At 63.4% G+C, this 26462-nt stretch carries 18 protein-coding genes and 2 pseudogenes; 8 read left to right on the plus strand and 12 right to left on the minus strand.

Annotation, left to right across the window (positions count from 1 at the left end; all coding sequences use genetic code 11):
• Positions 1–1202: 1202 nt before the first annotated feature.
• Together BM321_RS31450 and BM321_RS31455 are read left to right on the plus strand one after the other, a co-directional pair.
• Positions 1203–1406: pseudogene (locus BM321_RS31450) on the plus strand (HAMP domain-containing protein); the annotation flags it as partial.
• 285 nt (positions 1407–1691) lie between these two features.
• Positions 1692–2264, plus strand: a pseudogene (locus BM321_RS31455) (methyl-accepting chemotaxis protein); the annotation flags it as partial.
• Between the two features lie 101 nt (positions 2265–2365).
• Here the strand turns inward: BM321_RS31455 and BM321_RS28475 are convergent.
• Entirely contained in the window at positions 2366–3142 is a 777-nt protein-coding gene (locus BM321_RS28475; RefSeq protein ID WP_092446318.1) for a TatD family hydrolase, read from the minus strand.
• A gap of 20 nt (positions 3143–3162) precedes the next feature.
• On the minus strand, positions 3163–4158 hold the full coding sequence (gene cra / locus BM321_RS28480) for a catabolite repressor/activator (RefSeq protein WP_092328521.1): 996 nt from the start codon (positions 4156–4158) through the stop codon (positions 3163–3165).
• Positions 4159–4447: 289 nt separating this feature from the next.
• Between cra and ptsP the strand changes: the two genes are divergently transcribed.
• The 4 genes from ptsP to BM321_RS28500 all read left to right on the plus strand — a co-directional run bounded on the left by ptsP (position 4448) and on the right by BM321_RS28500 (position 11754).
• A complete protein-coding gene (gene ptsP, locus BM321_RS28485; protein ID WP_092446320.1) occupies positions 4448–7312 on the plus strand; it encodes a phosphoenolpyruvate--protein phosphotransferase in 2865 nt (954 codons plus the stop codon).
• Positions 7312–8253 carry a 1-phosphofructokinase gene (pfkB, locus tag BM321_RS28490; protein WP_092446322.1) on the plus strand — a complete coding sequence of 314 codons (942 nt, stop codon included), beginning with the start codon at positions 7312–7314 and terminating at the stop codon, positions 8251–8253. Before ptsP ends, pfkB begins: the two co-directional genes overlap by 1 nt.
• A 14-nt stretch (positions 8254–8267) precedes the next feature.
• Positions 8268–10010: a PTS fructose-like transporter subunit IIB gene (locus BM321_RS28495; RefSeq protein WP_092446324.1), complete on the plus strand. Its 1743-nt coding sequence runs from the start codon at positions 8268–8270 to the stop codon at positions 10008–10010.
• Between the two features lie 202 nt (positions 10011–10212).
• Complete coding sequence (locus tag BM321_RS28500) at positions 10213–11754, plus strand: alkaline phosphatase D family protein (RefSeq protein WP_092446326.1); 1542 nt, start codon at positions 10213–10215, stop codon at positions 11752–11754.
• Positions 11755–11888: 134 nt separating this feature from the next.
• Here the strand turns inward: BM321_RS28500 and BM321_RS28505 are convergent, their stop codons facing one another.
• The 6 genes from BM321_RS28505 to BM321_RS28530 all read right to left on the minus strand — a co-directional run bounded on the left by BM321_RS28505 (position 11889) and on the right by BM321_RS28530 (position 19852).
• Positions 11889–14414 carry a PepSY domain-containing protein gene (locus tag BM321_RS28505; protein WP_175534994.1) on the minus strand — a complete coding sequence of 842 codons (2526 nt, stop codon included), beginning with the start codon at positions 14412–14414 and terminating at the stop codon, positions 11889–11891.
• A gap of 324 nt (positions 14415–14738) precedes the next feature.
• The gene (locus tag BM321_RS28510) at positions 14739–15902 is read right to left on the minus strand and encodes a type III PLP-dependent enzyme (RefSeq protein WP_072411286.1); all 1164 of its coding nucleotides are present in this window, start codon (positions 15900–15902) and stop codon (positions 14739–14741) included.
• Positions 15903–16384: 482 nt separating this feature from the next.
• Complete coding sequence (locus BM321_RS28515; protein WP_072411274.1) at positions 16385–17542, minus strand: osmoprotectant ABC transporter ATP-binding protein OsmV; 1158 nt, start codon at positions 17540–17542, stop codon at positions 16385–16387.
• Positions 17539–18192: an ABC transporter permease gene (locus BM321_RS28520; RefSeq protein ID WP_060739198.1), complete on the minus strand. Its 654-nt coding sequence runs from the start codon at positions 18190–18192 to the stop codon at positions 17539–17541. The genes BM321_RS28515 and BM321_RS28520 overlap by 4 nt, the downstream gene beginning before the upstream one ends.
• A gap of 15 nt (positions 18193–18207) precedes the next feature.
• The gene (locus tag BM321_RS28525; protein WP_092446330.1) at positions 18208–19110 is read right to left on the minus strand and encodes a glycine betaine ABC transporter substrate-binding protein; all 903 of its coding nucleotides are present in this window, start codon (positions 19108–19110) and stop codon (positions 18208–18210) included.
• A gap of 25 nt (positions 19111–19135) precedes the next feature.
• Positions 19136–19852, minus strand: coding sequence for an ABC transporter permease (locus tag BM321_RS28530; protein WP_092176970.1), 717 nt, complete (start codon positions 19850–19852; stop codon positions 19136–19138).
• 331 nt (positions 19853–20183) lie between these two features.
• Here BM321_RS28530 and BM321_RS28535 point away from each other — a divergent pair, with 331 nt between their 5' ends.
• Complete coding sequence (locus BM321_RS28535) at positions 20184–21767, plus strand: peptide chain release factor 3 (RefSeq protein WP_092202163.1); 1584 nt, start codon at positions 20184–20186, stop codon at positions 21765–21767.
• Positions 21768–22180: 413 nt separating this feature from the next.
• Positions 22181–22432, plus strand: a complete 252-nt coding sequence (locus tag BM321_RS28540; RefSeq protein WP_092446332.1) for a hypothetical protein — start codon at positions 22181–22183, stop codon at positions 22430–22432.
• Between the two features lie 107 nt (positions 22433–22539).
• Here BM321_RS28540 and BM321_RS28545 read toward each other — a convergent pair whose 3' ends face one another.
• Genes BM321_RS28545 through BM321_RS28560 form a run of 4 tightly spaced genes read right to left on the minus strand, consistent with a single transcriptional unit; the run spans position 22540 to position 26431 of the window.
• Positions 22540–23520 carry a peptide ABC transporter ATP-binding protein gene (locus tag BM321_RS28545; RefSeq protein ID WP_053179966.1) on the minus strand — a complete coding sequence of 327 codons (981 nt, stop codon included), beginning with the start codon at positions 23518–23520 and terminating at the stop codon, positions 22540–22542.
• On the minus strand, positions 23520–24488 hold the full coding sequence (locus tag BM321_RS28550) for an ABC transporter ATP-binding protein (RefSeq protein WP_053118412.1): 969 nt from the start codon (positions 24486–24488) through the stop codon (positions 23520–23522). Before BM321_RS28550 ends, BM321_RS28545 begins: the two co-directional genes overlap by 1 nt.
• Before the next feature lie 10 nt (positions 24489–24498).
• The gene (locus tag BM321_RS28555) at positions 24499–25410 is read right to left on the minus strand and encodes an ABC transporter permease subunit (RefSeq protein WP_072411260.1); all 912 of its coding nucleotides are present in this window, start codon (positions 25408–25410) and stop codon (positions 24499–24501) included.
• A gap of 10 nt (positions 25411–25420) precedes the next feature.
• Complete coding sequence (locus BM321_RS28560) at positions 25421–26431, minus strand: ABC transporter permease subunit (RefSeq protein ID WP_030139822.1); 1011 nt, start codon at positions 26429–26431, stop codon at positions 25421–25423.
• Positions 26432–26462 lie beyond the last annotated feature (31 nt).

A 26462-nucleotide genomic window follows, 5' to 3' on the forward strand; every position in this document is an offset into this window, starting at 1 on the left:
CGCGACAACCGGACTCCAGCGAGTATCAGTATGGGGGAGCAAGGAACGGACTACCTATATCGCAGCCCAGCGGGGATAAATCCCCTCGCCACAAAGGGCAGGTCGCTCGTTAACCTTAAGTTACAAATCTCCCCGCCGATTTAGGCTATACAGGGACAGCGCCCGAATAGTGGCTTTCTGCTGTCTCTGTGCGCGAGTTCATAACAATAAGAACACTACCGGGAGGCTTCCTTGTGAAGAGTTTGCTCTGGCCCGCCGTCGCGCTGATGAACCGCCTGAGCTTCGGCATGAAGTTCAGCCTGATCAGCGTGCTGTTCCTGCTACCCATGCTGGTGACCAACTTCTTTCTGGTGCGTGATTCCTATCGGGAATTCCAGGGCACCCAAGTGGAGCTGCAAAGCCTCGACCTGCTGGGCAGCAGCCTGGCCCTGCGCCGGGACCTGGAAACCCTCAACAACCTGGTGCAGATCAACGCCAGCCTGGGCCAGTCCGGCAAGGCTGGTGATGTCGAAGCGAAGATCGGCAGCCTGGAGCAACAGGTCCTCACGCGCTTGCAAGGCATGACCGCCATGGCCATCGAGCCCGAGCAGGTCAGTGCCTTCGAGGCCAAGCGCGATGAGATGATCGCTGCTTTCAAGGCCCAGCAGGCGGAAAGCTCCCTGCAGAGCAAGAGTGCGCTGATCGGCAAGTTGCTCAACAGCGCCCAGATGTTCAGCCAGATCATCGCCAGCCAGGCGGGGCTGAGCCGCGACAACCAGAGCGACATCCGCCAACTCAGCGAATTGATCATCGGCACCATCCCCAAGGTCACCCAGATCCTCGGCGATGGCCGGGCGCTGGGCGCGTCCTCGTTGGGGCTGGGGTTTCTCAATTCGGCATCGAGCACCCGCTTCGACGAGTTGCTGGCGCAGATCGAAAAGCTCCAAGGCGAGTATGACTTGAAACTGCAGGACGCCCTCGGCTCCAGCAAGGCCGCCGGGCAAACCCTTGGCGCCCAGGCCGACGGTAGCAAGAGCACCCTCAAGAAAGCGTCGGAGCTGATCGAGGAGCAAGTGGTGATGGCCGACACCCTCGATGCACCGTGGCCGGCGTTCTTCGAGCAGATCAGCGGCCTGATGGAGCAGACTTATCGGCTGAACGAAGCGACCCAGGGCTTTCTCGGTGTGCAGTTGCAGCAGCGGCTTGAGCAGAATCGTAGCCATATGGTGCTGCAGGCCGTGGCGCTGGTGGCGGTGTTCCTGCTGATTTTTTACCTGTACGCCGGCTTCTACGCGTCGACCCGCACCACCCTCCAACACCTGGGCCAGATGATGGATAAAGTGGCGGCGGGGGACATGACGGTCAATTTCGTGGCGCGCAGCAAGGATGAGCTGGGCGAACTGGGTGAAGTGTTCAACGGTACGGTGGCGAAGATCCATGATCTGATCGAACAGGTCAGCCGCACCGTCGCGGAAGTCGAACGCCAGGCCGGGCGGGTGGAAACGGTATCGGCCCAGAGCAACCAGGCCGTCGCCGGCCAGCGCAGCCAGATCGAACTGGTGGCCACGGCGATGAACCAGATGTCGGCCACGGCCCAGGAAGTGGCCCGCAGTGCAGCCGCTGCCGTGAGCAGTGCCCACAGCGTGAACGACGAGACCCTCAGCGGGCGCGGGTTGGTGGAGTCGCAGCAGGGCAGCATCGCCCGCTTGGCCAGTGAGATCGACCAGTCGGTGCAGGTGATCAACCAACTGGCGACCGACAGCCAGGCCATCAGCCGCGTGCTGGATGTGATCAAGAGCATCGCCGAGCAGACCAACCTGCTGGCCCTCAATGCCGCCATCGAAGCCGCCCGTGCCGGTGAACAGGGGCGGGGTTTTGCGGTGGTGGCCGATGAAGTGCGGACCCTGGCCAAGCGGACCCAGCAATCGACCGAAGAAATCGAAGCGATGATCGCCCGCCTGCATGGCGGTGTCGGTGCCGCCGTCAAGGCGATGGGCACCAGTCATGAGATGGCCAGTGGCACGGTCGGTCAATCGGAGAAGGTCCAACAGGCCCTGGAAAATATCCTCGGTGCGGTCGGCATGATCGTCGACCAGAACCAGCAGATCGCCGCCGCCGTGGAGCAGCAGACGGCCGTGGCCCATGACATCGACCAGAACATCGTCGAGATCAACCGCGCCGGCGAACGCACGGCCGAAGGCGCGCACCAGACCGAAAACGCCAGCCGTGAGCTGTCTGCCCAGGTGGTGCAGCTCAAGCAACTGATCAATGCGTTTCGGGTGTAGGCCGTTGTGGGAGCGAGCTTGCTCGCGATAGCGGAGTGTCAGGCAACCTGTTTTTCGACTGATACACCGCTATCGCGAGCAAGCCCGCTCCCACAGGTTTTTTACCAGTTGAACAAATCGCGGGCGTTGGCGGTGCTGGCCTCGGCCAGTCGCTCGGGCGTCACCGCCATGATCCCGGCCAGCGCCTCGCAAATCGCCGGCAAGTGCGCCGGGCTGTTGCGCTGCCCCGCAAACATCGCTGGGGCCATGTCCGGTGAGTCGGTTTCCAGCACCACAGCATCCAGCGGCAGTTTCGCCAGCACCCGGTGCATGCGCAGGGCCTGAGGCCAGGTCGCCGCACCGCCAAGGCCAAGCTTGAAGCCGAGCTTGAGGTATTCGCGGGCCTCTTCAAAACTGCCGGCGAAGGCATGGATGATCCCCGCCCGGGTGGGGCGGATGCGCTTGAGGGTCGCGATCACGGCGGCATGGCTGCGGCGTACGTGGATCAGTGCCGGCAGTTCGAACGCCACGGCCAGTTCCAGCTGCGCTTCGAACAGCGCTTGCTGGCGGTCACGGTCCAGGGTCTCGATGTAATAGTCCAGGCCGATCTCGCCCACTGCACACAATTGCCGGTGCCCGGCCAGGCGGCTCAGCCAGTCGCGCAACAGCGCCAGGTCGTCGGGTCGATGCTGGTCGAGGTACACCGGGTGCAGGCCCAGGGCGGCATGCAGGCCCGGGTCGCTTTGCACCAGGTCCCAGACCCGCTGCCAATTGTCCCGGTACACGCCCAGCACCACCATCTGCCGCACGCCCAAGGCGCGGCTTTCGGCCAGCAGCGCCGGGCGGTCCGCGTCAAAGTCCGGGAAGTCCAGGTGGGTGTGGGTGTCGATCAACTCCATGCATCAATCCTGAGGAAACGTCAGCCCTGGTGGATCCGCTGCTTGAACGTCCGGGCGATGGCCTGCACGCCAGGCTGGTAGTCATCGTTTTCGATGGCTGCCAGGGCCAGTTCCAGGGCCTTGGCGGCGATCAACTGATGTTGTTGGGACATGGCATTGACCGGCAGCGGCAGGAAATCCAGCAACTGCGTGTCACCAAACGTGCCCAGGCGCAATGGCCGCGACTTGAGCGGGAAATCATGCAGGGCATCGAACACCCCTTGCAGCAGCACATAGGACGTGGTGATCAGCGCATCGGGCAGATGCCCCAGGCGCGCGAGCATTTCATCCATCAACTGACGGCCGCATTCACGGCTGAACGACTCGCCATGCTCGATCAACACCTGCCCCTCGAACCCGGCCAAGGCTTCGCGAAAACCTGCGGCCCGTTCCTGGCTGATGCTCAATTCGGGACGGGCGCTGATCAAGGCGATTTGTCGAGGGTGGGTCTCCAGCAGGCTGCGCGTCAGGTGCAAGCTGGCCTGGCGGTCGTCGCTGATCACCGAGCAGAAATGCGCCGGTTCCATCACCCGGTCGATGGCGATGATCGGAATGCCCTTGGCCTGCAACTGCAGGTAGCTGTCGTCGCCGGCCGGCAGGCAACTGGCGACGATCAGCGCATCGCAGCGCCGGGCGCGGAACAATTGCAACAGCTGCCGTTCACTGTCGGGCGCATCATCGGAGCTGGCGATCAGCAACTGATAGCCCCGAGCCCGGGCGCCTTGTTCCAGCAACTTGGCGATGCGTGCGTAACTGGGGTTTTCCAGGTCTGGCAGGATGAAACCCAGGGTGCGGGTGTGCCGGCTGCGCAGCCCGGCGGCCTGAGGATTGGGCGTGAAGCCATGTTCCTCGACCACCGCCCGCACCCGTTCGACGGTGGCGCTGCTGATGCGTTGCTGTTCGGCCTTGCCGTTGATGACATAGCTGGCGGTGGTGACGGACACACCGGCCAATTGAGCAATATCACTGAGTTTCAACCCGGTATTCCTTGTTTTTTCGAGTGAGTCCCGAGGATTAGGGCCATCCTACCCGATTCAAGCTGACGGTTACCGCCCAAGCGCTTACGACAAGTTGCACTTCAACGATGAGAGATTATCGAGTAACGTGCCAATCTTTCTAGATTAAACGTTTCAGCAAGCGTATTTTCAAGGCTAGCAGGATTTTTGGCCGTGCTGCCGCGATACCGCCAAAAACCGTCCTGTAACGCTAAGCTGATTCATTCAAAACAATACCTGGCGCCAACCCGGACGCCAAAAAGGAGAAAGCATGCTCGAGCTCACTCTAGAGCAGATATCCATGGCGCAGACGGCCGTGGATAAAGACGCTGCGCTGCAACTGCTTGCCGACAAACTGGTGGCCGATGGCCTGGTAGCCGAGGGCTACCTCGCTGGCTTGCAGGCCCGTGAAGCCCAGGGTTCGACCTTTCTTGGCCAAGGTATTGCCATCCCCCACGGCACCCCGCAGACCCGCAACCTGGTCTATTCCACCGGCGTGCGCCTGCTGCAATTCCCCGAAGGCGTGGACTGGGGCGATGGTCAGATTGTCTACCTGGCCATCGGCATCGCCGCCAAGTCCGATGAGCACCTGCGCCTGCTGCAACTGCTGACCCGCGCCCTCGGCGAGACGGACCTGGGCCAGGCCTTGCGCCGTGCCGGTTCCGCCGAAGCGTTGCTGAAGCTGCTGCAAGGCGCGCCGCAGGAACTGGCCCTGGATGCCCAGATGATCGGCCTCGGTGTGTCGGCTGACGATTTTGAAGAACTGGTATGGCGCGGCGCTCGCCTGTTGCGCCAGGCCGACTGCGTGAGCAACGGCTTTGCCGGCGTGTTGCAGCAAGTCGAGGCGCTGCCCCTGGGTGATGGCTTGTGGTGGCTGCACAGCGAACAGACCGTCAAGCGCCCGGGCCTGGCGTTCGTCACCCCGGACAAACCCATCCGTTACCTGGGCCAACCGTTGAGCGGTCTGTTCTGCCTCGCCAGCCTCGGCGAGGCCCACCAAGCCTTGCTGGAAAGGCTCTGCGCCTTGCTGATCGAAGGCCGCGGCCACGAACTGGGCCGCGCCACCAGCAGCCGCAAGGTCTTGGAAGTGCTCGGCGGTGAATTGCCCGCCGACTGGCCCAGCGCGCGCATCGGCCTGGCCAACGCCCATGGCCTGCATGCACGCCCGGCGAAGATCCTCGCCCAGTTGGCGAAAAGCTTCGACGGCGAAATCCGCGTGCGCATCGTCGACGGCCAGGACAGCGCCGTGTCGGCCAAGAGCTTGAGCAAACTGCTGAGCCTGGGCGCCCGTCGCGGCCAGGTCTTGGAGTTCATCGCCGAACCGAGCATCGCCAACGACGCGTTGCCGGCACTGCTGGCCGCCATCGAAGAAGGCCTGGGCGAAGAGGTCGAACCGTTGCCGCCACCGAGTGCGCCACGGGAAACCGTGATGGCCGAGGTCGCGACCGTCATGCTGGCGCCCGAATCCGGCAGCCTGATCCAGGCCGTCGCCGCCGCCCCGGGCATCGCCATCGGCCCGGCGCACATCCAGGTATTGCAGGCCATCGACTATCCGCTGCGCGGTGAATCGGCGGCCATCGAGCGCGAGCGCCTGCAGAACGCCTTGAATCAGGTGCGCCGTGACATCCAGGGCCTGATCGAGCGCGCCAAGGCCAAGGCCATCCGCGAAATCTTCATCACCCACCAGGAAATGCTCGACGACCCGGAACTGACCGACGAAGTCGACACCCGCTTGAAGCTGGGCGAGAGTGCGCAAGCAGCGTGGATGGGCGTGATCGAAGCCGCCGCCAAAGAGCAGGAAGCCTTGCAGGATGCCTTGCTGGCCGAACGGGCCGCCGATCTGCGAGACGTCGGCCGTCGGGTGCTGGCGCAACTGTGTGGCGTCGAAACCCCGAACGAGCCCGATCAACCCTACATCCTGGTCATGGACGAAGTCGGCCCGTCCGACGTGGCCCGCCTGGACCCGACCCGTGTGGCAGGGATTCTCACCGCCCGTGGCGGCGCCACCGCCCACAGCGCCATCGTCGCCCGTGCCCTGGGCATTCCGGCGCTGGTGGGCGCGGGGGCAGCGGTATTGCTGCTGGCGCCGGGCACGCCCTTGCTGCTGGATGGCCAGCGCGGTCGCCTGCATGTGGACCCTGACGCCGCCACGTTGCAGCGCGCCAAGGAAGAACGCGACACCCGCGAGCAGCGTCTCAAGGTCGCGGCCGAGCAGCGCCACGAACCGGCGCTGACCCGTGACGGGCATGCCGTGGAAGTGTTCGCCAACATTGGCGAAAGCGCCGGCGTCGCCAGCGCGGTGGAGCAGGGCGCCGAAGGCATTGGCCTGTTGCGCACCGAACTGATTTTCATGGCCCACAGCCAGGCGCCGGACGAAGCGACCCAGGAAGCCGAATACCGCAAGGTGCTCGATGGCCTGGGCGGGCGGCCGCTGGTGGTGCGCACCCTGGATGTGGGCGGCGACAAACCGCTGCCGTACTGGCCGATCGCGAAAGAAGAAAACCCGTTCCTCGGTGTGCGGGGCATTCGCCTGACGTTGCAGCGCCCGCAGGTCATGGAAGCGCAATTGCGTGCCCTGTTGCGCTCGGCGGACAGCCGGCCGCTGCGGATCATGTTCCCGATGGTGGGCAGCGTCGACGAGTGGCGCCAGGCCCGGGACATGACCGAGCGCCTGCGCCGGGAAATCCCCGTGGCGGACCTGCAACTGGGGATCATGATCGAAGTGCCGTCCGCCGCGTTGCTCGCGCCGGTGCTGGCCAAGGAAGTCGACTTCTTCAGCGTCGGCACCAATGACCTGACGCAATACACCCTGGCCATCGACCGGGGGCATCCGACCCTTTCGGCCCAGGCCGATGGCTTGCATCCGGCGGTGCTGCAACTGATCGACATCACCGTGCGCGCCGCCCATGCCCATGGCAAATGGGTCGGTGTGTGTGGCGAATTGGCGGCCGATCCGCTGGCGGTGCCGGTGCTGGTGGGCCTGGGCGTGGACGAGCTGAGTGTCTCCGCCCGTAGCATTGCCGAGGTCAAGGCGCGGGTTCGCGAACTGAGCCTGGCGCAAGTCCAAACCCTGGCCCAAGCGGCCTTGGCCGTGGGCAGCGCCGATGACGTGCGCGCATTAGTGGAGGCGCTGTAATGGCGAAGATTCTAACCCTGACCCTCAACCCGGCGCTCGACCTTACGGTGGAACTGGCGCGCCTGGAACCAGGGCAGGTCAACCGCAGTGACGACATGCACACCCATGCCGCCGGCAAAGGCGTGAACGTGGCCCAGGTGCTGGCAGACCTCGGTCATACGCTGACGGTCAGTGGCTTTCTGGGCGAAGACAACGCCCAGGTGTTCGAGACGCTGTTCGTCCAGCGCGGGTTTGTCGACGCCTTTATCCGTGTCCCCGGCGAGACCCGCAGCAATATCAAGCTGGCCGAGCAGGACGGGCGCATCACTGACCTCAACGGGCCAGGCCCGGTGGTCGATGCCGCCGCACAGCAGGCCTTGCTGGCGCGTTTGGAGCAGATCGCCCCCGGCCACGACGTGGTCGTGGTGGCGGGCAGCTTGCCCCGGGGCGTCAGCCCGCAGTGGTTGCAGGCATTGATCGCACGCTTGAAGGCACTCGGCCTGAACGTGGCCCTCGACACCAGTGGCGAAGCCTTGCGCGTTGCCCTGGCGGCGGGGCCGTGGCTGATCAAGCCGAACACCGAGGAACTGGCCGATGCGCTGGGGTGCGAGGTGGTGAGCGAAGCGGCCCAGGCGCACGCGGCGCAGCGCCTGCATGCCCAGGGTATCGAGCATGTGGTGATTTCCCACGGTGCCGATGGCGTGAACTGGTTCAGCGTCGGTGCGGCGTTGCATGCCTCGCCGCCCAAGGTCAGCGTCGCCAGTACTGTGGGCGCCGGGGATTCGCTGCTGGCGGGCATGCTCCATGGCCTGCTCAGCGCCGACACCCCGGAACAGACACTGCGCACTGCCACGGCCATCGCCGCCATGGCGGTCACGCAGATCGGTTTTGGCATCCACGACACCGCGGTGCTGGCGTCGCTTGAACAGGGCGTGCGCGTGCGCCCCCTGACAGAACAATAAGAGGGTTCGCAAGAATGAAACTAGCCATTGTGACGGCCTGCCCGAACGGCATGGTTACCAGTGTGTTGTGCGCCCGCCTGCTGGACGCCGCGGCGCAGCGCCAGGGTTGGAGCACCAGCGTCGAGGTCCATGACGCGGCCCATCCGGAACGCCAGTTGTCGGCGGCGACTCTCGAAGCGGCGGAGTGGGTGTTGCTGGTCGCCAGCGGCCCGGTGGACCTGTCGCGGTTCGTCGGCAAGCGGGTGTTTCGCAGCACGCCGGCCCTGGCCCTCCAGGACGTTGATGCGGTGTTGCGTCGTGGCGCCGTAGAGGCTGAGGTTCTGGGCGAGGCAGATGTGTTCGCGCAAGAGTCGGCGGCGTCGGCCGAGCGGGCCCCGCGCCTGGTCGCCATCACGGCATGCCCAACGGGCGTCGCCCATACCTTCATGGCCGCCGAGGCCTTGCAGCAGGCGGCGACGAAACTGGGCTACGACCTGCAAGTGGAAACCCAGGGGTCGGTGGGGGCGCGCAATCCGTTGAGCGCCGAGGCCATCGCCGAAGCGGACGTGGTGTTGCTGGCGACCGACATTGAAGTCGCCACCGAGCGGTTTGCCGGCAAGAAGATCTACCGTTGCAGCACGGGCATCGCCTTGAAACAGGCCGAAGCGACGCTGAACAAAGCGTTGGTCGAAGGTCGCCAGGAAAACGCGTCGAGCGGCGCCAGCGCCCCGGCCAAGTCGGAGAAGACCGGCGCCTACAAGCACCTGCTGACGGGCGTGTCGTTCATGCTGCCGATGGTGGTGGCCGGTGGTTTGATGATCGCCTTGTCGTTCGTGTTCGGCATCGAGGCCTTCAAGGAGCCTGGAACCCTGGCGGCCGCGCTGATGCAGATCGGCGGCGAGACCGCGTTCAAGTTGATGGTGCCGTTGCTGGCCGGCTACATCGCCTATTCCATCGCCGACCGGCCGGGCCTGGCGCCCGGCATGATCGGCGGGATGCTGGCGAGCACCCTGGGCGCCGGCTTCATTGGCGGGATCATCGCCGGTTTCCTGGCCGGTTACGCGGCCAAGGCGATCAGCCGCTACGCGCGCTTGCCCCAGAGCCTGGAAGCGCTCAAGCCGATCCTGATCATCCCGCTGCTGGCGAGCCTGTTCACCGGCCTGGTGATGATCTACATCGTCGGCAAACCGGTGGCGGGCATGCTCGACGCCTTGACCCACTTCCTCGACAGCATGGGCACCACCAATGCGATTCTGCTGGGCGTGCTGCTGGGGGCGATGATGTGCGTCGACCTCGGCGGACCGATCAACAAGGCCGCCTATGCGTTTTCGGTGGGGCTGCTGGCTTCGCAGAGTTATGCACCGATGGCCGCGACCATGGCTGCCGGCATGGTGCCGCCCATTGGCCTGGGCATCGCCACGTTCATCGCCCGGCGCAAATTTGCCCAGACCGAGCGCGAGGCCGGTAAAGCGGCACTGGTGCTGGGACTGTGCTTCATCTCCGAAGGCGCGATCCCGTTCGCGGCCAAGGATCCGCTGCGGGTGATCCCGGCGAGCGTCGCCGGCGGTGCGTTGACCGGTGCGTTGTCGATGTACTTCGGCTGCAAGCTCATGGCCCCCCACGGCGGCCTGTTCGTGATGCTGATCCCCAACGCCATCAACCATGCGTTGTTGTACTTGCTGGCGATCGTGGCGGGGAGCCTGCTGACGGCAGTGGTGTACGCGCTGCTCAAGCGGCCTGAGGTGGTGGAGATGGCGTTGGAGCCGGCCAAGGTCTGATCGCTTCTTTGAAGCAATGAAATCCCTTGTGGGAGCGAGCTTGCTCGCGATAGCGGAGTGTCAGGCAACCAAGTGGTCGACTGATACACCGCTATCGCGAGCAAGCTCGCTCCCACAGGGGGTTCTGGGGCGGGCATGAAACGCCTGTCACACCCACTTCACACAGCCATGCTTAAGTTTTCCCATTTCAAGGGAGAACACCATGAGCGAATTCGACTTGGGCCGTCGTCGGGTGATGCAAGCCGTGGGAGCGGGGTTGTTGTTGCCGGGGCTGGCGCCGGCGGTGATGGCTTCGGTCAAGGATCGCCCGGTGCTCACCGACGGTGTGCAGTCTGGCGACTTGCAGGGCGACCGGGCGATGATCTGGAGCCGCAGCGACCGTCCGGCGCGGATGGTGGTGGAGTGGGACACTCGCAGCAAGTTCACCAATCCCCGTCGCTTCGTCTCGCCCATGGCCGACGCCCGCAGTGATTACACCGCCCGGGTCGAGCTCACCGGGTTGCCCCGCGACCAGGCGATTTTCTACCGTGTGCACTTCGAGGACGCCCAAAGCGGGGTGGCCAGCGAACCCTGGCTTGGCCACCTGCGCAGCGTGCCGCAGTTCAAGCGCAACATTCGTTTTGTCTGGAGCGGCGACACCGTCGGCCAGGGTTTCGGGATCAATCCGGACATCGGCGGCATGCGCATCTACGAAGCCATGCGCTTGCGCCTGCCGGATTTCTTTATCCACAGCGGCGACACCATCTACGCCGACGGCCCGGTGCCGGCGCAAATCACCGCCGAGGGTGGACGCATCTGGCGCAACCTCACCACCGAGGCCAAGAGCAAGGTCGCCGAGACCCTGGATGAGTATCGCGGCAACTATCGCTACAACCTGATGGATGAAAACGTACGCCGCTTCAATGCCGAAGTGCCACAGATCTGGCAGTGGGACGACCATGAGGTGGTCAACAACTGGTCGCCGGGCAAGCAACTGGACGAGCGTTACCAGACCAAGGATATCCACAGCCTGGTGGGGCGTGCGCGACAGGCCTGGCTGGAATATGCGCCGATGCGCCGGCAGAAGGCCGACGGCGGCGGGCGGATCTACCGCAAGCTCGGTTATGGGCCACTGCTGGATGTGTTCGTGCTGGACATGCGCAGTTACCGCGAAGCCAACGACGCCAACCTCGGCGCGGCCAAACCGTTCCTGGGGCGTGAGCAATTGAATTGGCTCAAGCGCGAGTTGAAGCAATCCCGCGCCCAGTGGAAAGTCATCGCCGCCGACATGCCTATCGGCCTCGGTGTGCCGGATGGCGAGGTCAGCCCCGGCGTGCCGCGTTGGGAAGCAGTCGCCAACGGTGACCCGGGCGCGGCCCAGGGGCGTGAACTGGAGATCGCCGAACTGTTGGGTTACCTGCGCAAGCATCAGGTGCGCAACTACGTCTGGCTCACCGCCGACGTCCACTATTGCGCCGCCCATCACTACCACCCCGAACACGCCGCGTTCCAGGATTTCGAACCGTTCTGGGAGTTCGTCGCCGGGCCATTGAACGCCGGTAGCTTCGGGCCCAATGCCCTGGACAAGACCTTCGGCCCGGAAGTGGTGTTCCAGAAAGCGCCCCCGGCCCAGAACACCTCGCCGTTCGCCGGGTATCAATTCTTTGGCGAGGTGAACATCGATGGACCGAGCGGGGAGATGAGCGTGGTGTTGCGGGATCTGGAAGGGGTGGCGGTGTTCGAGAAGAAGTTGCAGCCGGTTTGAATCTGAAGTTCGCCACAAAACCAATGTGGGAGCGAGCTTGCTCGCGATAGCAGTGTGTCAGTCAATGAAGTGTTGACTGAAGATCCGCTATCGCGAGCAAGCTCGCTCCCACAGGGATGATGTTGCGGCCAGGATCAGTAGACATCCCGCCGATACCGCCCCTGCTCGATCAGTCGCTCCACTTCCTCGCGTCCCAGCACGTTGTTGAGCACGTGATCCACCCCGGATGCCATGCCCTGCAAGCTGCCGCAGACATAGATCGCCGCGCCGTCGGCCACCCACTGCTTGAGCAGCGCGGCCGATTCCAGCAGACGGTCTTGGACGTAGATCTTCCGCTTCTGATCCCGGGAGAAGGCCAGGTCCAGGCGTTCCAGGTCGCCGGAGGTCACCCATTCCTGCAACTCATCGCGGCAGTGGAAATCGTGCTCGCGGTTGCGCTCGCCAAACAGCAGCCAGTTGCGCTGCATGCCCTCGGTGACGCGGGCCTTGAGCAGGCTGCGCAGGCCCGCCAGGCCGGTGCCGTTGCCCAGCAGGATCATCGGCACGCCCTGGGGCGGCAGATGGAAGCTGCTGTTGCGGCGCAGCCGCAGGCTGATGGCGCTGCCCAGCGGTGCGTGTTCGGTCAGCCAGCCGGAACCGACGCCCAGGCTGCCGTCGACGTGACGTTCCTGGCGCACGATCAGCTCCAGCACGCCGTCGGCCGGGATCGAGGCGATGGAGTATTCGCGCATGGCCAGCGGTGCCAGCGCCTCCACCAGCGCCTGGGCATGCAGGCCGACCAGGTGGGCGCGGTTTTCCGGCAGTTGGCGGGTCGCCAGGGCCTGATTGAGGCTCTGGGGCAGGCCATCGACTTGCACCCGCGCCTGGCCGGAGAGGCCGAGGCCATCAAGGAAGTGCTCGATGGCCCACTGGTCATTGCGCGGCAGGATTTCCACCAGGTCACCGGCCAGCCAACTGCTCGGCCCGGGGGCGGTGAGGCCCAGCAGGTACACGCCCGAGCCGCTGCTGTCGGGGTTGAGCAGGGTACGTTGGCTGAGGGTCCAGTTTTCAAAACTGGGGGGCTGCCAGGTGTCGGCAGGCGCCTGTCCGGTCAGTTCGGCCAGTTGTTGTTGCCAGTGACGCAGGGCGTAAGGGTCGCCGCTGTCGACTTCCACCGGCGCGAACAGGGTCTTGCCGCCGTGCTCCGCCAGCCAGGCGTGCAGGCGCCGGGCGAAACCGCAGAAGTGTTCATATTGCCGGTCGCCCAGGCCCAGCACCGAATACTGCAAGCGCTCCAGGCTCAAGGCCTGGCCCAACACCTTGCGTTCGAAGCCGCGGGCACTGTCCGGCCCTTCGCCGTCGCCAAAGGTGCTGACGACAAACAGCGCGTGTGTGGCGTTGTTCAGGTCTTGCTCGCGAACATCGGCCAATGGCTGGACCTTCACCGGCAAGCCGGCGGCCTGGAGTTGGCCGGCAGTCTGCCAGGCCAGTCGCTCGGCGAAACCGCTCTGGCTGGCGAAGCCGATCAGCCAGGCCGGCGCATCGGTCGGGTTGGCGCTCAGGGCTTGGCGGGCGTTTCTGGCCTGGCGTTTCTTGCGGCGACGGTCCAGGTACAGCAACCAGCCGGTGATGAAGAACAGGGGCATGGTCAGCGCGGCGACGGTCACCAGGATCCGCCCGACCAGGCCGAAGTAGCTGCCGATATGCAGGGCATAGACACTGGTCAGCAACTGCGCCTTGAGGCTCTTGTCGCTGTAGCGGCTATGCCGGCTGATGACACCGGTGGCCGGGTCGAGGATGAGCTGGTTCAGCGCCCGGTCGTGAGGTGAGTTTTTCAGCAGGTAGAGCACGGTCGCCGGCTGCCCGGCCACGGGCGGCATGCGCACGTTGTAGGCGGACAGGCCCGGGCCGGCTGCGCTGTAGATGCTGCTCCACATGGCCCGGTAATCGGCCACGGGCAGTGGGCCGCTGGGCGCCGGGCCGCGATTGCGCACCCGTTCCTCTTCCGGCGAATCGGAAAGCAGGCGGGTCACGCCTTTGTTGTACCAGTCGTAGGACCAGGTCAGCCCGGTCAGTGCCGCCAGCAGATAAAACACCAGGCACCAGGTGCCCGCCACCGAGTGCAGGTCCCAATTGAAGCTACGGCCTTTTTTCCCCCAGTCGAGGGTCAGCCAGGCGCGCCAGCTTTTCCATTGGCGTGGCCAACGCAGGTATAACCCGGACAGGCAGAAGAACACCAGGATCAGCGTGCAGGCCCCGGTGATTTGCCGACCCACGTCATCCAGGGTCAGGACGCGGTGCAGCCTGAGCATCAGGCCAAAGAAATCCTGGCCGGTCACCTCACCCATGAACTGTGCGGTGTAGGGGTCGAAATAGCGCATGGCATCACGTTTTCCCCCGGGGGGCGCCGCGAAGATCACCCGCGCGGCGTTGCCGCTGTCGGTCTCGACCCAGAGCATGGCGACGGTCTTGCCGGAGGCGGCTTCGATCTGCTCCACCAGCTCGGCGGGCGGCAAGACGCCGGCCGGTTGCTTCTCGACCGTCAGCACCTGCGGGTTCAAGGCCCGCAGGATTTCATCCTGAAACGACACCACCGCCCCGGTAACGCCCATCAACGCCAGGACCAGCCCGGCACTGATGCCGAAAAACCAGTGCAACTGGAACAGGGTTTTCTTCAACACGTCGCCCGCCTTGTTCATCGAGTACTGTTCATCACGGTGCGCATTATGCCGTGTGTTATCGAGAAGCATTCATAAACACACCTAAAAGTTGCCGATCAGTGATGAGGTGAGCGACAAAATCCTGTGGGAGCGAGCTTGCTCGCGATAGCGGCCTGTCAGCCACATCACTGTCGGCTGACCCACTGCTATCGCGAGCAAGCTCGCTCCCACAGGGGATACGCGGTCTCATCAGGAACAAAAAAACGGCGCTTTCCATTTCTGGAAAACGCCGTCTTCTATTACGCAACAGGGCCCGAACGATGGTCGTTCAAGCGCCCGAACGCATTACACGTAAAACGATTTCAGCGGCGGAAAGCCGTTGAATTCCACCGCGCTATAGCTGGTGGTATAGGCTCCGGTCGACAACCAGTACAGGCGATCGCCAATGGCCAGGTTCAACGGCAGACCGTACTTGTAGTTCTCATACATGATGTCGGCGCTGTCGCAGGTCGGCCCGGCGATGACCACTTCTTCCATCTCGCCTTTCTTCTCGGTCCAGATCGGGAACTTGATGGCTTCATCCATGGTTTCGATCAGGCCGGAGAACTTGCCCACATCCGTGTACACCCAACGCTCGACAGCGGTACGGGACTTACGCGCCACCAACACCACTTCGCTGACCAGGATACCGGCGTTGGCGATCAACGAACGGCCCGGCTCCAGGATGATTTCCGGCAGGTCGTCGCCGAAGTCTTCCTTGAGGAAGCGGATGATTTCCTCGGCGTAGGTGTCCAGGCTGTTGGTGCGGGTGATGTAGTTGGCCGGGAAGCCGCCCCCCATGTTGATCAGCTTCAAGACGATGCCGTCTTCTTCCTTCAGACGCTCGAAGATCACCTTGACCTTGGCGATGGCCGCGTCCCAGACGCTGATGTCGCGCTGTTGCGAGCCGACGTGGAACGAAATGCCGTACGGCACCAGGCCCAGGTCGCGGGCCAGGATCAGCAGGTCCATGGCCATGTCGGTCTGGCAGCCGAACTTGCGCGACAACGGCCAGTCAGCGGTGGTCGAGCCTTCGGTGAGGATCCGCACATAAACCTTCGAACCCGGCGCGGCCTTGGCGATGTTGCGCAAGTCGGCTTCGGAGTCGGTGGCGTACAGGCGCACGCCCTTCTCGTAGAAGTAGCGGATGTCGCGGGATTTCTTGATGGTGTTGCCGTAGCTGATCCGGTCCGGGCCCACGCCACGGCTCATGACCTTGTCCAGCTCATAGATCGAGGCGATGTCGAAGTTCGAGCCTTTGTCCTTGAGCAGGTCAATGATTTCCACCGCCGGGTTGGCCTTGACGGCGTAGTAGACCTTGGCGAATTCGAAACCGGCGCGCAGGTCGTCATAGGCCTGGGAGATCATCGCGGTGTCGATCACCACGAACGGGGTTTCCTGCTTGTCGGCGAACGCTTTCATTTTCTGGAAAGTTTCGCGCGCGAAATAATCTTCGACCTGGATCGACATACTTGGGACTCCTACTGGCAAACATCAGGATCAATGGGTGTGAGGGCAAGCAGCCCTCGTGAACGTCCTCCGTATCCCCACTTTGGTTCGCCTACTTCCCAAGGCATGTCGCCGAAAGCAAAAAGGCCATGGGATACATGATTCCCTTGGCCTTGCTGTCTCGTCGTCAGTACTTGAGCCGGATGGATCGTTTCCAGCATGGACGTTCGGCGCGAACTTTAGGGCGTGAGGGGCCTGAGATCAACTAAAAATGTCGCGTTTTTGCACACATCCGTCGTGCGGCCCGCGACAGCTCATGATGTAACCGACCTGCGTGACAGATTGATGTTCAATTGAATCGGTTTTTCAGGCCACCGGATGATCGTTCCCACGCTCTGCGTGGGCATGCAGCCCGGGACGCTCTGCGTCCCAAAGCCGAACGCGGAGCGTCCGTGGAGGCATTCCCACGCAGAGCGTGGGAACGATCAAGCTGTTGTGCCCGGTCAGGCAGAGGCGGTCTCGGCCGGCGAGACAATACTGGTCTTGCCGCCGCGCGAGCGCCCGGAGCTGAGGTATTCGGCGATGGATTCCTGGGTGACCTCGCCGAGGAACACCCGCTCGGCGTCCATCACCGGCAGCCACGAGCGGTTGAACTCGTACATGCGCGACAGCAGGATCCGCAGGTGTTCGTCGTAGGCCGCGGTGGCGTTGAATTCCCGCAGGTACTGTGCGCAGGTGCCGCTCTGACGGTACAGGTCGCGCCGTCGCACATAGCCCAGGGCCTTGTTCTCGGCGCAGGTGACCACCACGTAGCGACGGTCATGTTCGTCCATCAGCTCCAGCGCCTCGCTCACCGGGGTTTCGGGGCTGACCGACGGGGCGTTGTCGGCGGCGTCTTCGGCCTTGACCAGCAACAGGCGCTTGAGCGTGCTGTCCTGGCCGACGAAACTGCTGACGAACTCGTCGGCCGGATGCGCCAGCAGGGTATCCGGATGATCGAACTGGACCAGCTTGCCGGCGCGGAAGATCGCGATCTTGTCCCCCAGCTTGATCGCCTCGTCGATGTCGTGGCTGACCATGATCACGGTCTTGTTCAACGCCCGTTGCATCTCGAAGAACTCGTTCTGGATCATCTCGCGGTTGATCGGGTCCACCGCGCCGAACGGTTCGTCCATCAGCAACAGCGGCGCATCGGCCGCCAGGGCCCGGATCACGCCGATCCGTTGTTGCTGGCCGCCCGACAGTTCACGGGGGTAGCGATGCAGGTACTGCTTGGGCTCGAGCTTGATCATGCTCATCAGTTCGCGGGCACGGTCGTGGCACTTCTGCTTGTCCCAGCCCAGCAGGCGCGGGACCACGGTGATGTTTTCCTCGATGGTCATGTTCGGGAACAGGCCGATCTGCTGGATCACGTAGCCGATGTTGCGGCGCAGGGTCACTTCGTCCAGGCCGGTGGTGTCTTCGCCGTTGATCAACACCTTGCCCGAGGTGGGCGGGATCAGCCGGTTGATCATCTTCAGCGTGGTGCTTTTGCCACAGCCCGACGGCCCGAGGAACACGCAGATCTCGCCTTCGTTGACGATCAGGTTCACCGAGTCCACGGCCTTGACGTCCTTGCCGTTGCTCTTGAAGGTTTTGCTGAGGTTTTGAAGTTCGATCATTTCAATAGTCCTTTTGGGGTCAGCGAGCGTTGCAGCCATTGCAGAAGCAGGTCGGCGAAGATGGCCAGGAGACTGACCAGCACGGCGCCGACGATCAGCATCGACATGTCGCTGCGGCTGATGGAAGCGAGGATGAGCACGCCCAGGCCACCGGCGCCGATGGTGGCGGCGATGGTCATGACGCCGATGTTCATGACCACGGCGGTGCGCACGCCGGCCAGGATCACCGGCACGGCGATGGGCAGTTCGACCATGCGCAGGCGCTGGGCGAAGGTCATGCCGATGCCGCGGGCGGCTTCACGGATGCCCGGTTCGACGCCGGTCAAGGCCAGGTAGGTGTTGCGCATGATCGGCAACAGGGAATAGAGAAACACCGCGGTGATCGCCGGCATCGGGCCCAGGCCCTGGCCGAACTTGGAATAGAACGGCAACAACAGGCCGAACAGCGCGATCGACGGAATCGTCAGCAGCACCGTGGCGCTGGCCTGCAAGGGGCCGGCGAGCGCCGGGAAGCGGGTCATGAAAATGCCCAGGGGCACGCCGACCACAATCGCCAGGGTCACGGCGATGCCCACCAGGGTGATGTGCTGCCAGGTCAGGTGCAGCACCAGCGGCCAGTCCAGATGGGAAAAGGCGTCAAGAAAATCCATGGCTTTTCCTCCAGGTCATTGGGTTGAGAGCAGCGAATGTTGGCGCAGGAAATCGGCGGCAACGGCGGAGGGGCTTTCATGGTTGACGTCCACGCGGGCGTTGAGCTGGCGCATGGTTTCATCGTCGAACAACTCGGCCAGGGGCTTGAGCTGCGCGGCCAGTTGCGGGTGCGCGTCGAGGAACGCCTGGCGCACCACCGGCGCGGCGGTGTAGTCGGGGAAGTAGTGCTTGTCGTCTTCCAGCAGCTTCAACTTGAACGCGTTCAGCCGGCCGTCGGTGGTGTACACCAGGCCGGCGAACACCTGGCTGTTGCGCAGGGCGGTATAGACCAGGCCCGCGTCCATCTGCCGGATATTCTTGCGGGTCAGGTTCATGCCGTACTGCTGCACCATGCCCGCCAGGCCGTCGGAACGGTTGGCGAATTCGGTGTCCAGGGCCACCAGATGATTGTCATCGGCTTCGGCCTGCAACACCGTGTTCAACTGGCTGATGGAATTGATCTGCGGATATTTCTGCGCGACTTTTTCCGGCAGCGCCAAGGCGTAGGTGTTGCTGAATTTCGACGGTGCCAGCCAGGCCAGGCCCTTTTTGGCGTCGAGTTCCTTCACTCGGGCGTAGGACTGGGCGCTGTCGAGTTTTTCCGTGACGTGGTTGTAGGCCACCAGCGACACACCGGTGTACTCCCACAGCAGGTCCAGTTGCCCGGTTTCATGGGCGCTGCGGGCCAGGTTGCTGCCCAGGCCGCCGGTGATCTGCGCGTCGTAGCCCTTGGCGCGCAAATATTGCGCGGTGATTTCCGCCAGCAGTGTCTGCTCGGTGAACACCCGGGCGCCGAGGCGGATCAGCGGTTTTTCCGCGGCTTGGGCGAACCCTGCGAACAGCAGGACACAGCCCAGTATCAAGCTCAACTTCTTCATAAACGATTTCCTTTTTCCAGCCGGCTTATGACGGTCGCAGACCGCGTTCCAGCCAGAGGCGGCTGGCCAGTGTCACCAGGCCGTCGAGCAGCAGCGCCAGCAGGGCGGTGCAGGCCGCGCCGAGCAACAGCTGCGGCTGGTTGTTCAAGGCGATGCCGGGGAAGATCAGGCTGCCGAGGCTGTTGGCGCCGATCAGGAACGCCAGGGGCGCGGTGCCGACGTTGATCGCCAGGGCCACGCGCACGCCACCGACGATGATCGGCACGGCGTTGGGCAACTCGACTTTCCACAGCACCTGGCGTGGGGTCATGCCGATGCCGACGGCGGCTTCCTTGAGGGAGCCCTGGACATTCTTCAGGCCTTCATAGGTGTTGCGCACGATGGGCAGCAGCGAGGCGAGGAACAGGGCGAAGATGGCAGGCCCGCTGCCGATGCCCAGGATACCCAGGGCGATGGCCAGCACGGCCAGGGGCGGTACGGTATTGCCGATGTTGAACACTTGCATGAAGCGTTCGGCGCGCCCGACCAGGCCGGGGCGGCTGAGGGCGATGCCGGCGGGGATGCCGACAACCAGGGCCGCCAGCATGGAGGCCAATACAAGCATCAGGTGCGCTTGCAGGTAAAACAGCAGATCGTCGCGGTAGCGTTGGATCGTATCGATGCCGATCCAGTGGATCAACAGGGCCAGGAGCGCGACGACGACCGCACCCCCGATAAGCCCTTTGCCATAGCGGATAGCCACAGGCGGACTCCTTTGTCTTTCAGTCGGCGCACGCTTTCCCGGGCGGCAAACCATTACTGGTTGCCGGAAAAACGTTCGCGAGAAGCAGCTCTTTTCGAGGCCGGTAAACGGTTGTCGAAGTGAGCCATGAGCGCAGCCCCGTCAGGCTAACTTGCTGATTTTCCAGACCCTGACGGTTGCTCGTATCAGGGGGGTGGACGCCTCCACGCGGCAAAAGGTTCCCATGGAAGGGATGATCTGGCCACCCTGGATGTGCTCAACGGTTCGGTTCCTGGCACAAGTTGAGCTATAATCGCCGCCCTTTTTTGAATCACCTGCCAGGCGATTTCCCATGACCAAACAGGCCGCCGAAGTCGCGAAACGCCGCACTTTCGCCATTATTTCCCACCCCGATGCCGGTAAGACCACCATCACCGAGAAGCTCTTGCTGATGGGCAAGGCGATTGCGGTCGCCGGCACGGTGAAGTCTCGCAAGTCCGATCGCCATGCCACCTCCGACTGGATGGAAATGGAAAAACAACGGGGTATCTCCATTACCACGTCGGTCATGCAGTTCCCGTATCGTGATCACATGATCAACCTGCTCGACACCCCGGGCCACGAAGACTTCTCCGAAGATACCTACCGCACCCTGACGGCAGTGGACTCGGCCTTGATGGTCCTCGACGGCGGTAAAGGCGTCGAACCACGGACCATCGCGCTGATGGACGTCTGCCGCCTGCGGGACACGCCGATCGTCAGTTTCATCAACAAACTCGACCGCGACATCCGCGACCCGATCGAACTGCTCGACGAGATCGAAGCGGTCCTGAAGATCAAGGCGGCGCCGATCACCTGGCCGATCGGTTGCTACCGCGACTTCAAGGGCGTGTACCACCTGGCCGACGACTACATCATCGTCTACACCGCCGGGCACGGGCACGAGCGCACGGATGTCAAGATCATCGAGAAGCTCGACTCCGACGAGGCCCGCGCGCACCTGGGCGATGAGTATGATCGTTTCGTCGAGCAACTGGAGCTGGTGCAGGGCGCCTGCCACGAGTTCAACCAGCAGGAATTCCTCGACGGCCAACTGACCCCGGTGTTCTTTGGTACCGCCCTGGGCAACTTCGGCGTGGACCATGTGCTCGACGCCGTGGTCGATTGGGCCCCGCGCCCGCTGCCACGCGTCGCCAACGAGCGCACCGTGGAACCGGTGGAAGAGAAATTCTCGGGCTTCGTGTTCAAGATCCAGGCGAACATGGACCCCAAGCACCGCGACCGCATCGCCTTCATGCGCATCTGCTCCGGCAAATACGACAAGGGCATGAAGATGCGCCACGTGCGCACCGGCAAGGACGTGCGCATCGGCGACGCCTTGACCTTCTTCTCCTCGGAGCGCGAGCAACTGGAAGAAGCCTTCGCCGGTGACATCATCGGTCTGCACAACCACGGCACCATCCAGATCGGCGACACCTTCACCGAAGGCGAAACCCTGGGTTTCACTGGCATCCCGCACTTCGCCCCGGAACTGTTCCGCCGCGTACGCCTGAAGGACCCGCTCAAGTCCAAGCAGTTGCGCCAGGGCCTGCAGCAGCTGGCTGAGGAGGGTGCCACCCAGGTGTTCTTCCCGGAGCGCAGCAACGACATCATCCTCGGCGCCGTCGGTGTGCTGCAGTTCGATGTGGTCGCCAGCCGCTTGAAAGAGGAATACAAGGTCGAATGCTCCTATGAGCCGATCACCGTGTACTCCGCCCGTTGGGTGGAATGCGGCGACAAGAAGAAACTCGAGGAATTCTCCAACAAGGCCGTGGAAAACCTCGCGTTGGACGGCGGAGGTCACCTGACCTACCTGGCCCCGACCCGGGTCAACCTGGCGCTGATGGAAGAGCGCTGGCCGGACGTGAAATTCCGCGCGACTCGCGAGCATCACTAAGCATCAAGTGTGACCCACTGTGGGAGCGAGCTTGCTCGCGATAGCGGTGGGTCAGCTTGCCTGGATATTGGATGGGCGGCCCTCATCGCGAGCAAGCTCGCTCCCACATTGGTGTTGTGCCAATCCTCAGTCTCTTGGTCACTCATGACCCCCTGTGGGAGCGAGCTTGCTCGCGATGGCGGTGGGTCAGCTTGCCTGGATGTGGGATGTGCTGCCCATTGCGAGCAAGCTCGCTCCCACACTGGGGTTTGGCGTTAGTTGGATTGGAGATAACCCTTATTCGAAACCAATCTGTCGAGCAGCGGCATTTCTGGCTGTTATGCGGCGTCCTATCTGGTGAACCGACCTGTTCAGAACTCGATTTCTTGAGCGCCGTCAGGCCTCGGCTTCATCCGGAAAAGAAGGAGTTGGCTATGAACAAGCTTCTACGCATGATGTTTTTGCTGAAGGTTTTGGTGATGCTGTCCCTGGGCTCTACCGCCGCATGGGCCGAATGCGATGAGCATGAGCAGCACGCGTCGAGTGGGCAAGTGGCGCAAGGCGAGATGATGCTTGCCGCGACCGATGCGGACGCAAGTGATCCGGACGATGGCGAGGATGATGATGGATCGCCCGCCGATCCGCCGGACGGTGATGAGGATGAAGAGGGCGATACTCAGACGTAGATTTCTGACCTGAGGAAAACCCCTCCAGCCCCAACTGAGACTCAGTCTGGGCTGGAGGGGTTTTTCATGCAGGGTGCATAACCCAAGGCGAAGACCTGCCTTTTGCCTTACGCCGCGCCTTCGAGAAACCGCTCGGCGTAGTGACAGGCCACCAGACGGTTATCGAGCGGTCGCAAGGCCGGTTCTTCGGTCTTGCAACGCTCGGTGGCGTACGGACAACGCTTGTGGAAGGCGCAGCCGGACGGTGGGTTGAGCGGGTTGGGCAGTTCGCCGACGATCTTGATCTTCGGCTTGTTCGGGTCCGGGTGGATGGTCGGGGTGGCCGACAGCAGCGCCTGGGTGTACGGGTGCAGCGGGCGGCTGTAGATGGACTCGTTGGGGCCCATCTCCACCGGGCGACCGAGGTACATCACCATGACGTCGTCGGCCACGTGTTGCACCACCGCCAGGTTGTGGGAAATGAACACGTAGGCGGTATTGAATTCCTGCTGCAAATCCATGAACAGGTTGAGCACCTGGGCCTGGATCGACACGTCCAGCGCCGATGTCGGTTCGTCCGCCACCAACACCTTGGGTTGCAACATCATGGCGCGGGCCAGGGCGATGCGCTGGCGCTGGCCGCCGGAGAACATGTGCGGGTAGCGCTGGTAATGCTCGGGACGCAAGCCCACCTGCTTCATCATCGCCTGGACTTTCTCGCGCCGCTCGGTGGCCGACAGGCTGGTATTGATCAACAACGGCTCGGCCAGTTGATCACCGATTTTCTGCCGTGGGTTGAGGGACGCATAGGGGCTCTGGAACACCATCTGCACGTCTTTGCGCAATTGCTTGCGTTCGGCCTTGTTGGCGCCGGTCACTTCCTGCCCGGCGATTTTCAGGGAGCCGGAGGACGGTTCTTCGATCAGCGTCAGGGCCCGGGCGAGGGTGGATTTGCCGCAACCGGATTCACCCACCACGGCCAGGGTCTTGCCGGCTTCCAGTTCGAACGACACACCGTTGAGGGCGCGCACGGTCGCATGGCCCTTGAACATGCCACGGGACACTTCGTAATGACGGGTCAGGTCACGGGCGGTAAGTACGACGGCCATCACGCCACCTCCTGGTTCAACGGGTAGAAGCAGCGGGCGAGGCTGTTGGATTTCGGATCGAGGGCCGGGCGTTGTTGCCGGCAGTTGTCCTGCACGTACGGACAGCGCGGCGACAGCAGGCAGCCTTGCGGACGGTCATAGCGGCCGGGCACGATGCCCGGCAGCGTGGCCAGGCGCTCGGCGCCCATGCTGTGCTCCGGAATCGCCGCCAGCAGCGCTTCGCTGTACGGGTGGGCCGGAATGTCGAACAGCTCGGGCACCTGGCCCACTTCCACGGCCTGGCCGGCGTACATCACGCACACGCGCTGGGCGGTTTCAGCCACCACGGCCAGGTCGTGGGTGATCAGCACCAGGCCCATGTCCTGTTCTTTTTGCAGGGCCAGCAGCAGGTCCATGATCTGGGCCTGGATGGTCACGTCCAGGGCGGTGGTCGGTTCGTCGGCGATCAGCAGTTTCGGCTCGCCGGCAATGGCCATGGCAATTGCCACGCGCTGGCTCATGCCGCCGGACAACTGATGCGGGTAGGCGTCCATGCGGCTGGCAGCGCCCGGGATCTCGACTTTTTCCAGCAGTTCGATGGCGCGCTTGCGGGCGGCCTTGCCGGACATCTTCAGGTGCAGGCGCAACACTTCTTCGATCTGGAAACCCACGGTGTAGCTGGGGTTGAGCGCGGTCATCGGGTCCTGGAACACCATCGCCAGGTCTTTGCCGACGATCTGCCGACGCTGACGGTTGCTCAGCTTGAGCATGTTCTTGCCGTCGAAGTTCAGCGCATCGGCGGTGACGATGCCGGGGTGCTCGATCAGGCCCATCAGCGCCATCATGGTCACGGATTTACCCGAGCCCGATTCGCCGACGATCGCCAGGACTTCGCCTTTTTCCACGCTCAGGTCCAGGCCATCGACCACCGGCACGGCGGTGGCATCGCCGAAGCGAACGTTGAGATTCTTGATTTCTAGCAGTGACATGGGAATCTCCTCAGGCGGCATTCTTGAGTTTCGGGTCCAGCGCATCGCGCAGACCGTCGCCCATCAGGTTGATTGCCAGCACGCTGAGCAAAATGGTCAAGCCAGGCAGGCTCACGACCCACCAGGCGCGTTCGATGTAGTCCCGGGCCGAGGCCAGCATGGTGCCCCACTCCGGGGTTGGCGGTTGCACGCCAAGGCCGAGGAAGCCCAGGGCGGCGGCGTCGAGGATCGCCGAGGAAAAGCTCAGCGTCGCCTGGACGATCAGCGGTGCCATGCAGTTGGGCAGCACGGTGATGAACATCAGGCGCGGCAGGCCGGCACCGGCCAGGCGGGCGGCGGTCACGTAGTCACGGTTCAGCTCGCCCATCACGGCGGCGCGGGTCAGGCGCACGTAGGATGGCAGCGAGACGATGGCGATGGCGATCACGGTGTTGATCAGGCCAGGGCCGAGGATGGCGACGATCGCCACGGCCAGCAGCAGCGAAGGCAGGGCCAGCATGATGTCCATCAGGCGCATGATGGTCGGGCCGAGGATACGCGGGAAGAACCCGGCGAACAGGCCCAGCAGGATGCCCGGGATCAGCGACATCACCACCGACGACAAGCCGATCAGCAGCGACAGGCGCGAACCCTGGATCAGGCGCGACAGCAAATCGCGGCCCAGCTCATCAGTGCCCAGCAGGAACTGGATCTGCCCGCCTTCAAGCCAGGCCGGCGGCGTCAGCAGGAAGTCGCGGTACTGCTCGCTCGGGTCATGGGGCGCGACCCACGGGGCGAAGATCGCGCAGAACACGATCAGGATCATGAACAGCAAGCCGGCCACGGCGCCCTTGTTGCGAGAAAACGCGTGCCAGAATTCTTTGTACGGGGACGGGTACAGCAGGCTTTGATCGACTGCTACCGCGGTAGTTGGAGTACTCATGGTTTTGATCTCAGCGCTGGTGACGGATGCGTGGGTTGGCAAAGCCGTAGAGGATGTCCACGACGAAGTTGACCAGAATCACCAGGCAGGCGATTAACAGGATGCCGTTCTGCACCACGGGGTAGTCCCGGGCGCCGATGGCTTCGATCAGCCACTTGCCGATGCCCGGCCAGGAGAAGATCGTTTCGGTCAGGACCGCACCGGCCAGCAGCGTGCCGACCTGCAGGCCGACCACGGTCAGCACCGGGATCAGTGCGTTGCGCAGGCCATGCACGAACACCACGCGCGACGGCGACAGGCCTTTGGCCTTGGCGGTGCGGATGTAGTCTTCACGCAGCACTTCGAGCATCGAAGAACGGGTCATGCGGGCGATCACCGCCAGCGGAATGGTGCCCAGCACGATGGCCGGCAGGATCAGGTGGTGCAGGGCATCGAGGAACGCGCCCGGCTCGTCGGCCAGCAGGGTGTCGATCAGCATGAAGCCGGTTTTCGGCTCGATGTCGTAGAGCAGGTCGATCCGTCCCGACACCGGCGTCCAGCCCAGGGACACCGAGAAGAACATGATCAGGATCAGGCCCCACCAGAAGATCGGCATCGAATACCCCGCCAGGGAGATGCCCATCACCCCATGGTCGAACAGGGATCCTCGCTTGAGTGCCGCGATCACCCCGGCCAGCAGGCCCAGGATACCGGCGAACAACAGGGCGGCCATGGACAGTTCCAAGGTCGCGGGAAATAGGGAGCTGAACTCGGTCCATACGCTTTCACGGGTACGCAGCGATTCGCCGAGATCGCCGTGGGCCAGCTTGCCGATGTAGTCCAGGTACTGGGCATACAGCGGTTTATTGAGGCCAAGGCGTTCCATTGCCTGTGCATGCATTTCGGGATCGACCCGACGTTCGCCCATCATCACTTCCACGGGGTCGCCGGGGATCATGCGAATCAACGCGAAGGTCAGCAAGGTGATGCCGAAGAACGTGGGGATCAATAATCCCAGTCGGCGGGCAATAAAACTAAACATCTTCAGGTGTACCTCATCAGCCGGTTAGGCG

This window comes from Pseudomonas sp. NFIX10 (assembly GCF_900111955.1).
In the GTDB taxonomy this organism is placed as follows: Bacteria; Pseudomonadota; Gammaproteobacteria; order Pseudomonadales; family Pseudomonadaceae; genus Aquipseudomonas; species Aquipseudomonas fluorescens_AA.

Bases quoted from the DNA above. Each gene is read 5' to 3' on its own strand.
- BM321_RS28525 (WP_092446330.1), bottom strand. From the start codon at position 19,110: ATGAAGAAGTTGAGCTTGATACTGGGCTGTGTCCTGCTGTTCGCAGGG.
- BM321_RS28500 (WP_092446326.1), top strand. From the start codon at position 10,213: ATGAGCGAATTCGACTTGGGCCGTCGTCGGGTGATGCAAGCCGTGGGA.
- BM321_RS28510 (WP_072411286.1), bottom strand. From the start codon at position 15,902: ATGTCGATCCAGGTCGAAGATTATTTCGCGCGCGAAACTTTCCAGAAA.
- BM321_RS28560 (WP_030139822.1), bottom strand. From the start codon at position 26,431: ATGTTTAGTTTTATTGCCCGCCGACTGGGATTATTGATCCCCACGTTC.
- BM321_RS28550 (WP_053118412.1), bottom strand. From the start codon at position 24,488: ATGTCACTGCTAGAAATCAAGAATCTCAACGTTCGCTTCGGCGATGCC.
- ptsP (WP_092446320.1), top strand. From the start codon at position 4,448: ATGCTCGAGCTCACTCTAGAGCAGATATCCATGGCGCAGACGGCCGTG.
- BM321_RS28515 (WP_072411274.1), bottom strand. From the start codon at position 17,542: ATGATCGAACTTCAAAACCTCAGCAAAACCTTCAAGAGCAACGGCAAG.
- BM321_RS28555 (WP_072411260.1), bottom strand. From the start codon at position 25,410: ATGAGTACTCCAACTACCGCGGTAGCAGTCGATCAAAGCCTGCTGTAC.
- BM321_RS28495 (WP_092446324.1), top strand. From the start codon at position 8,268: ATGAAACTAGCCATTGTGACGGCCTGCCCGAACGGCATGGTTACCAGT.
- BM321_RS28545 (WP_053179966.1), bottom strand. From the start codon at position 23,520: ATGGCCGTCGTACTTACCGCCCGTGACCTGACCCGTCATTACGAAGTG.
- BM321_RS28535 (WP_092202163.1), top strand. From the start codon at position 20,184: ATGACCAAACAGGCCGCCGAAGTCGCGAAACGCCGCACTTTCGCCATT.
- BM321_RS28520 (WP_060739198.1), bottom strand. From the start codon at position 18,192: ATGGATTTTCTTGACGCCTTTTCCCATCTGGACTGGCCGCTGGTGCTG.
- BM321_RS28475 (WP_092446318.1), bottom strand. From the start codon at position 3,142: ATGGAGTTGATCGACACCCACACCCACCTGGACTTCCCGGACTTTGAC.
- pfkB (WP_092446322.1), top strand. From the start codon at position 7,312: ATGGCGAAGATTCTAACCCTGACCCTCAACCCGGCGCTCGACCTTACG.
- BM321_RS28540 (WP_092446332.1), top strand. From the start codon at position 22,181: ATGAACAAGCTTCTACGCATGATGTTTTTGCTGAAGGTTTTGGTGATG.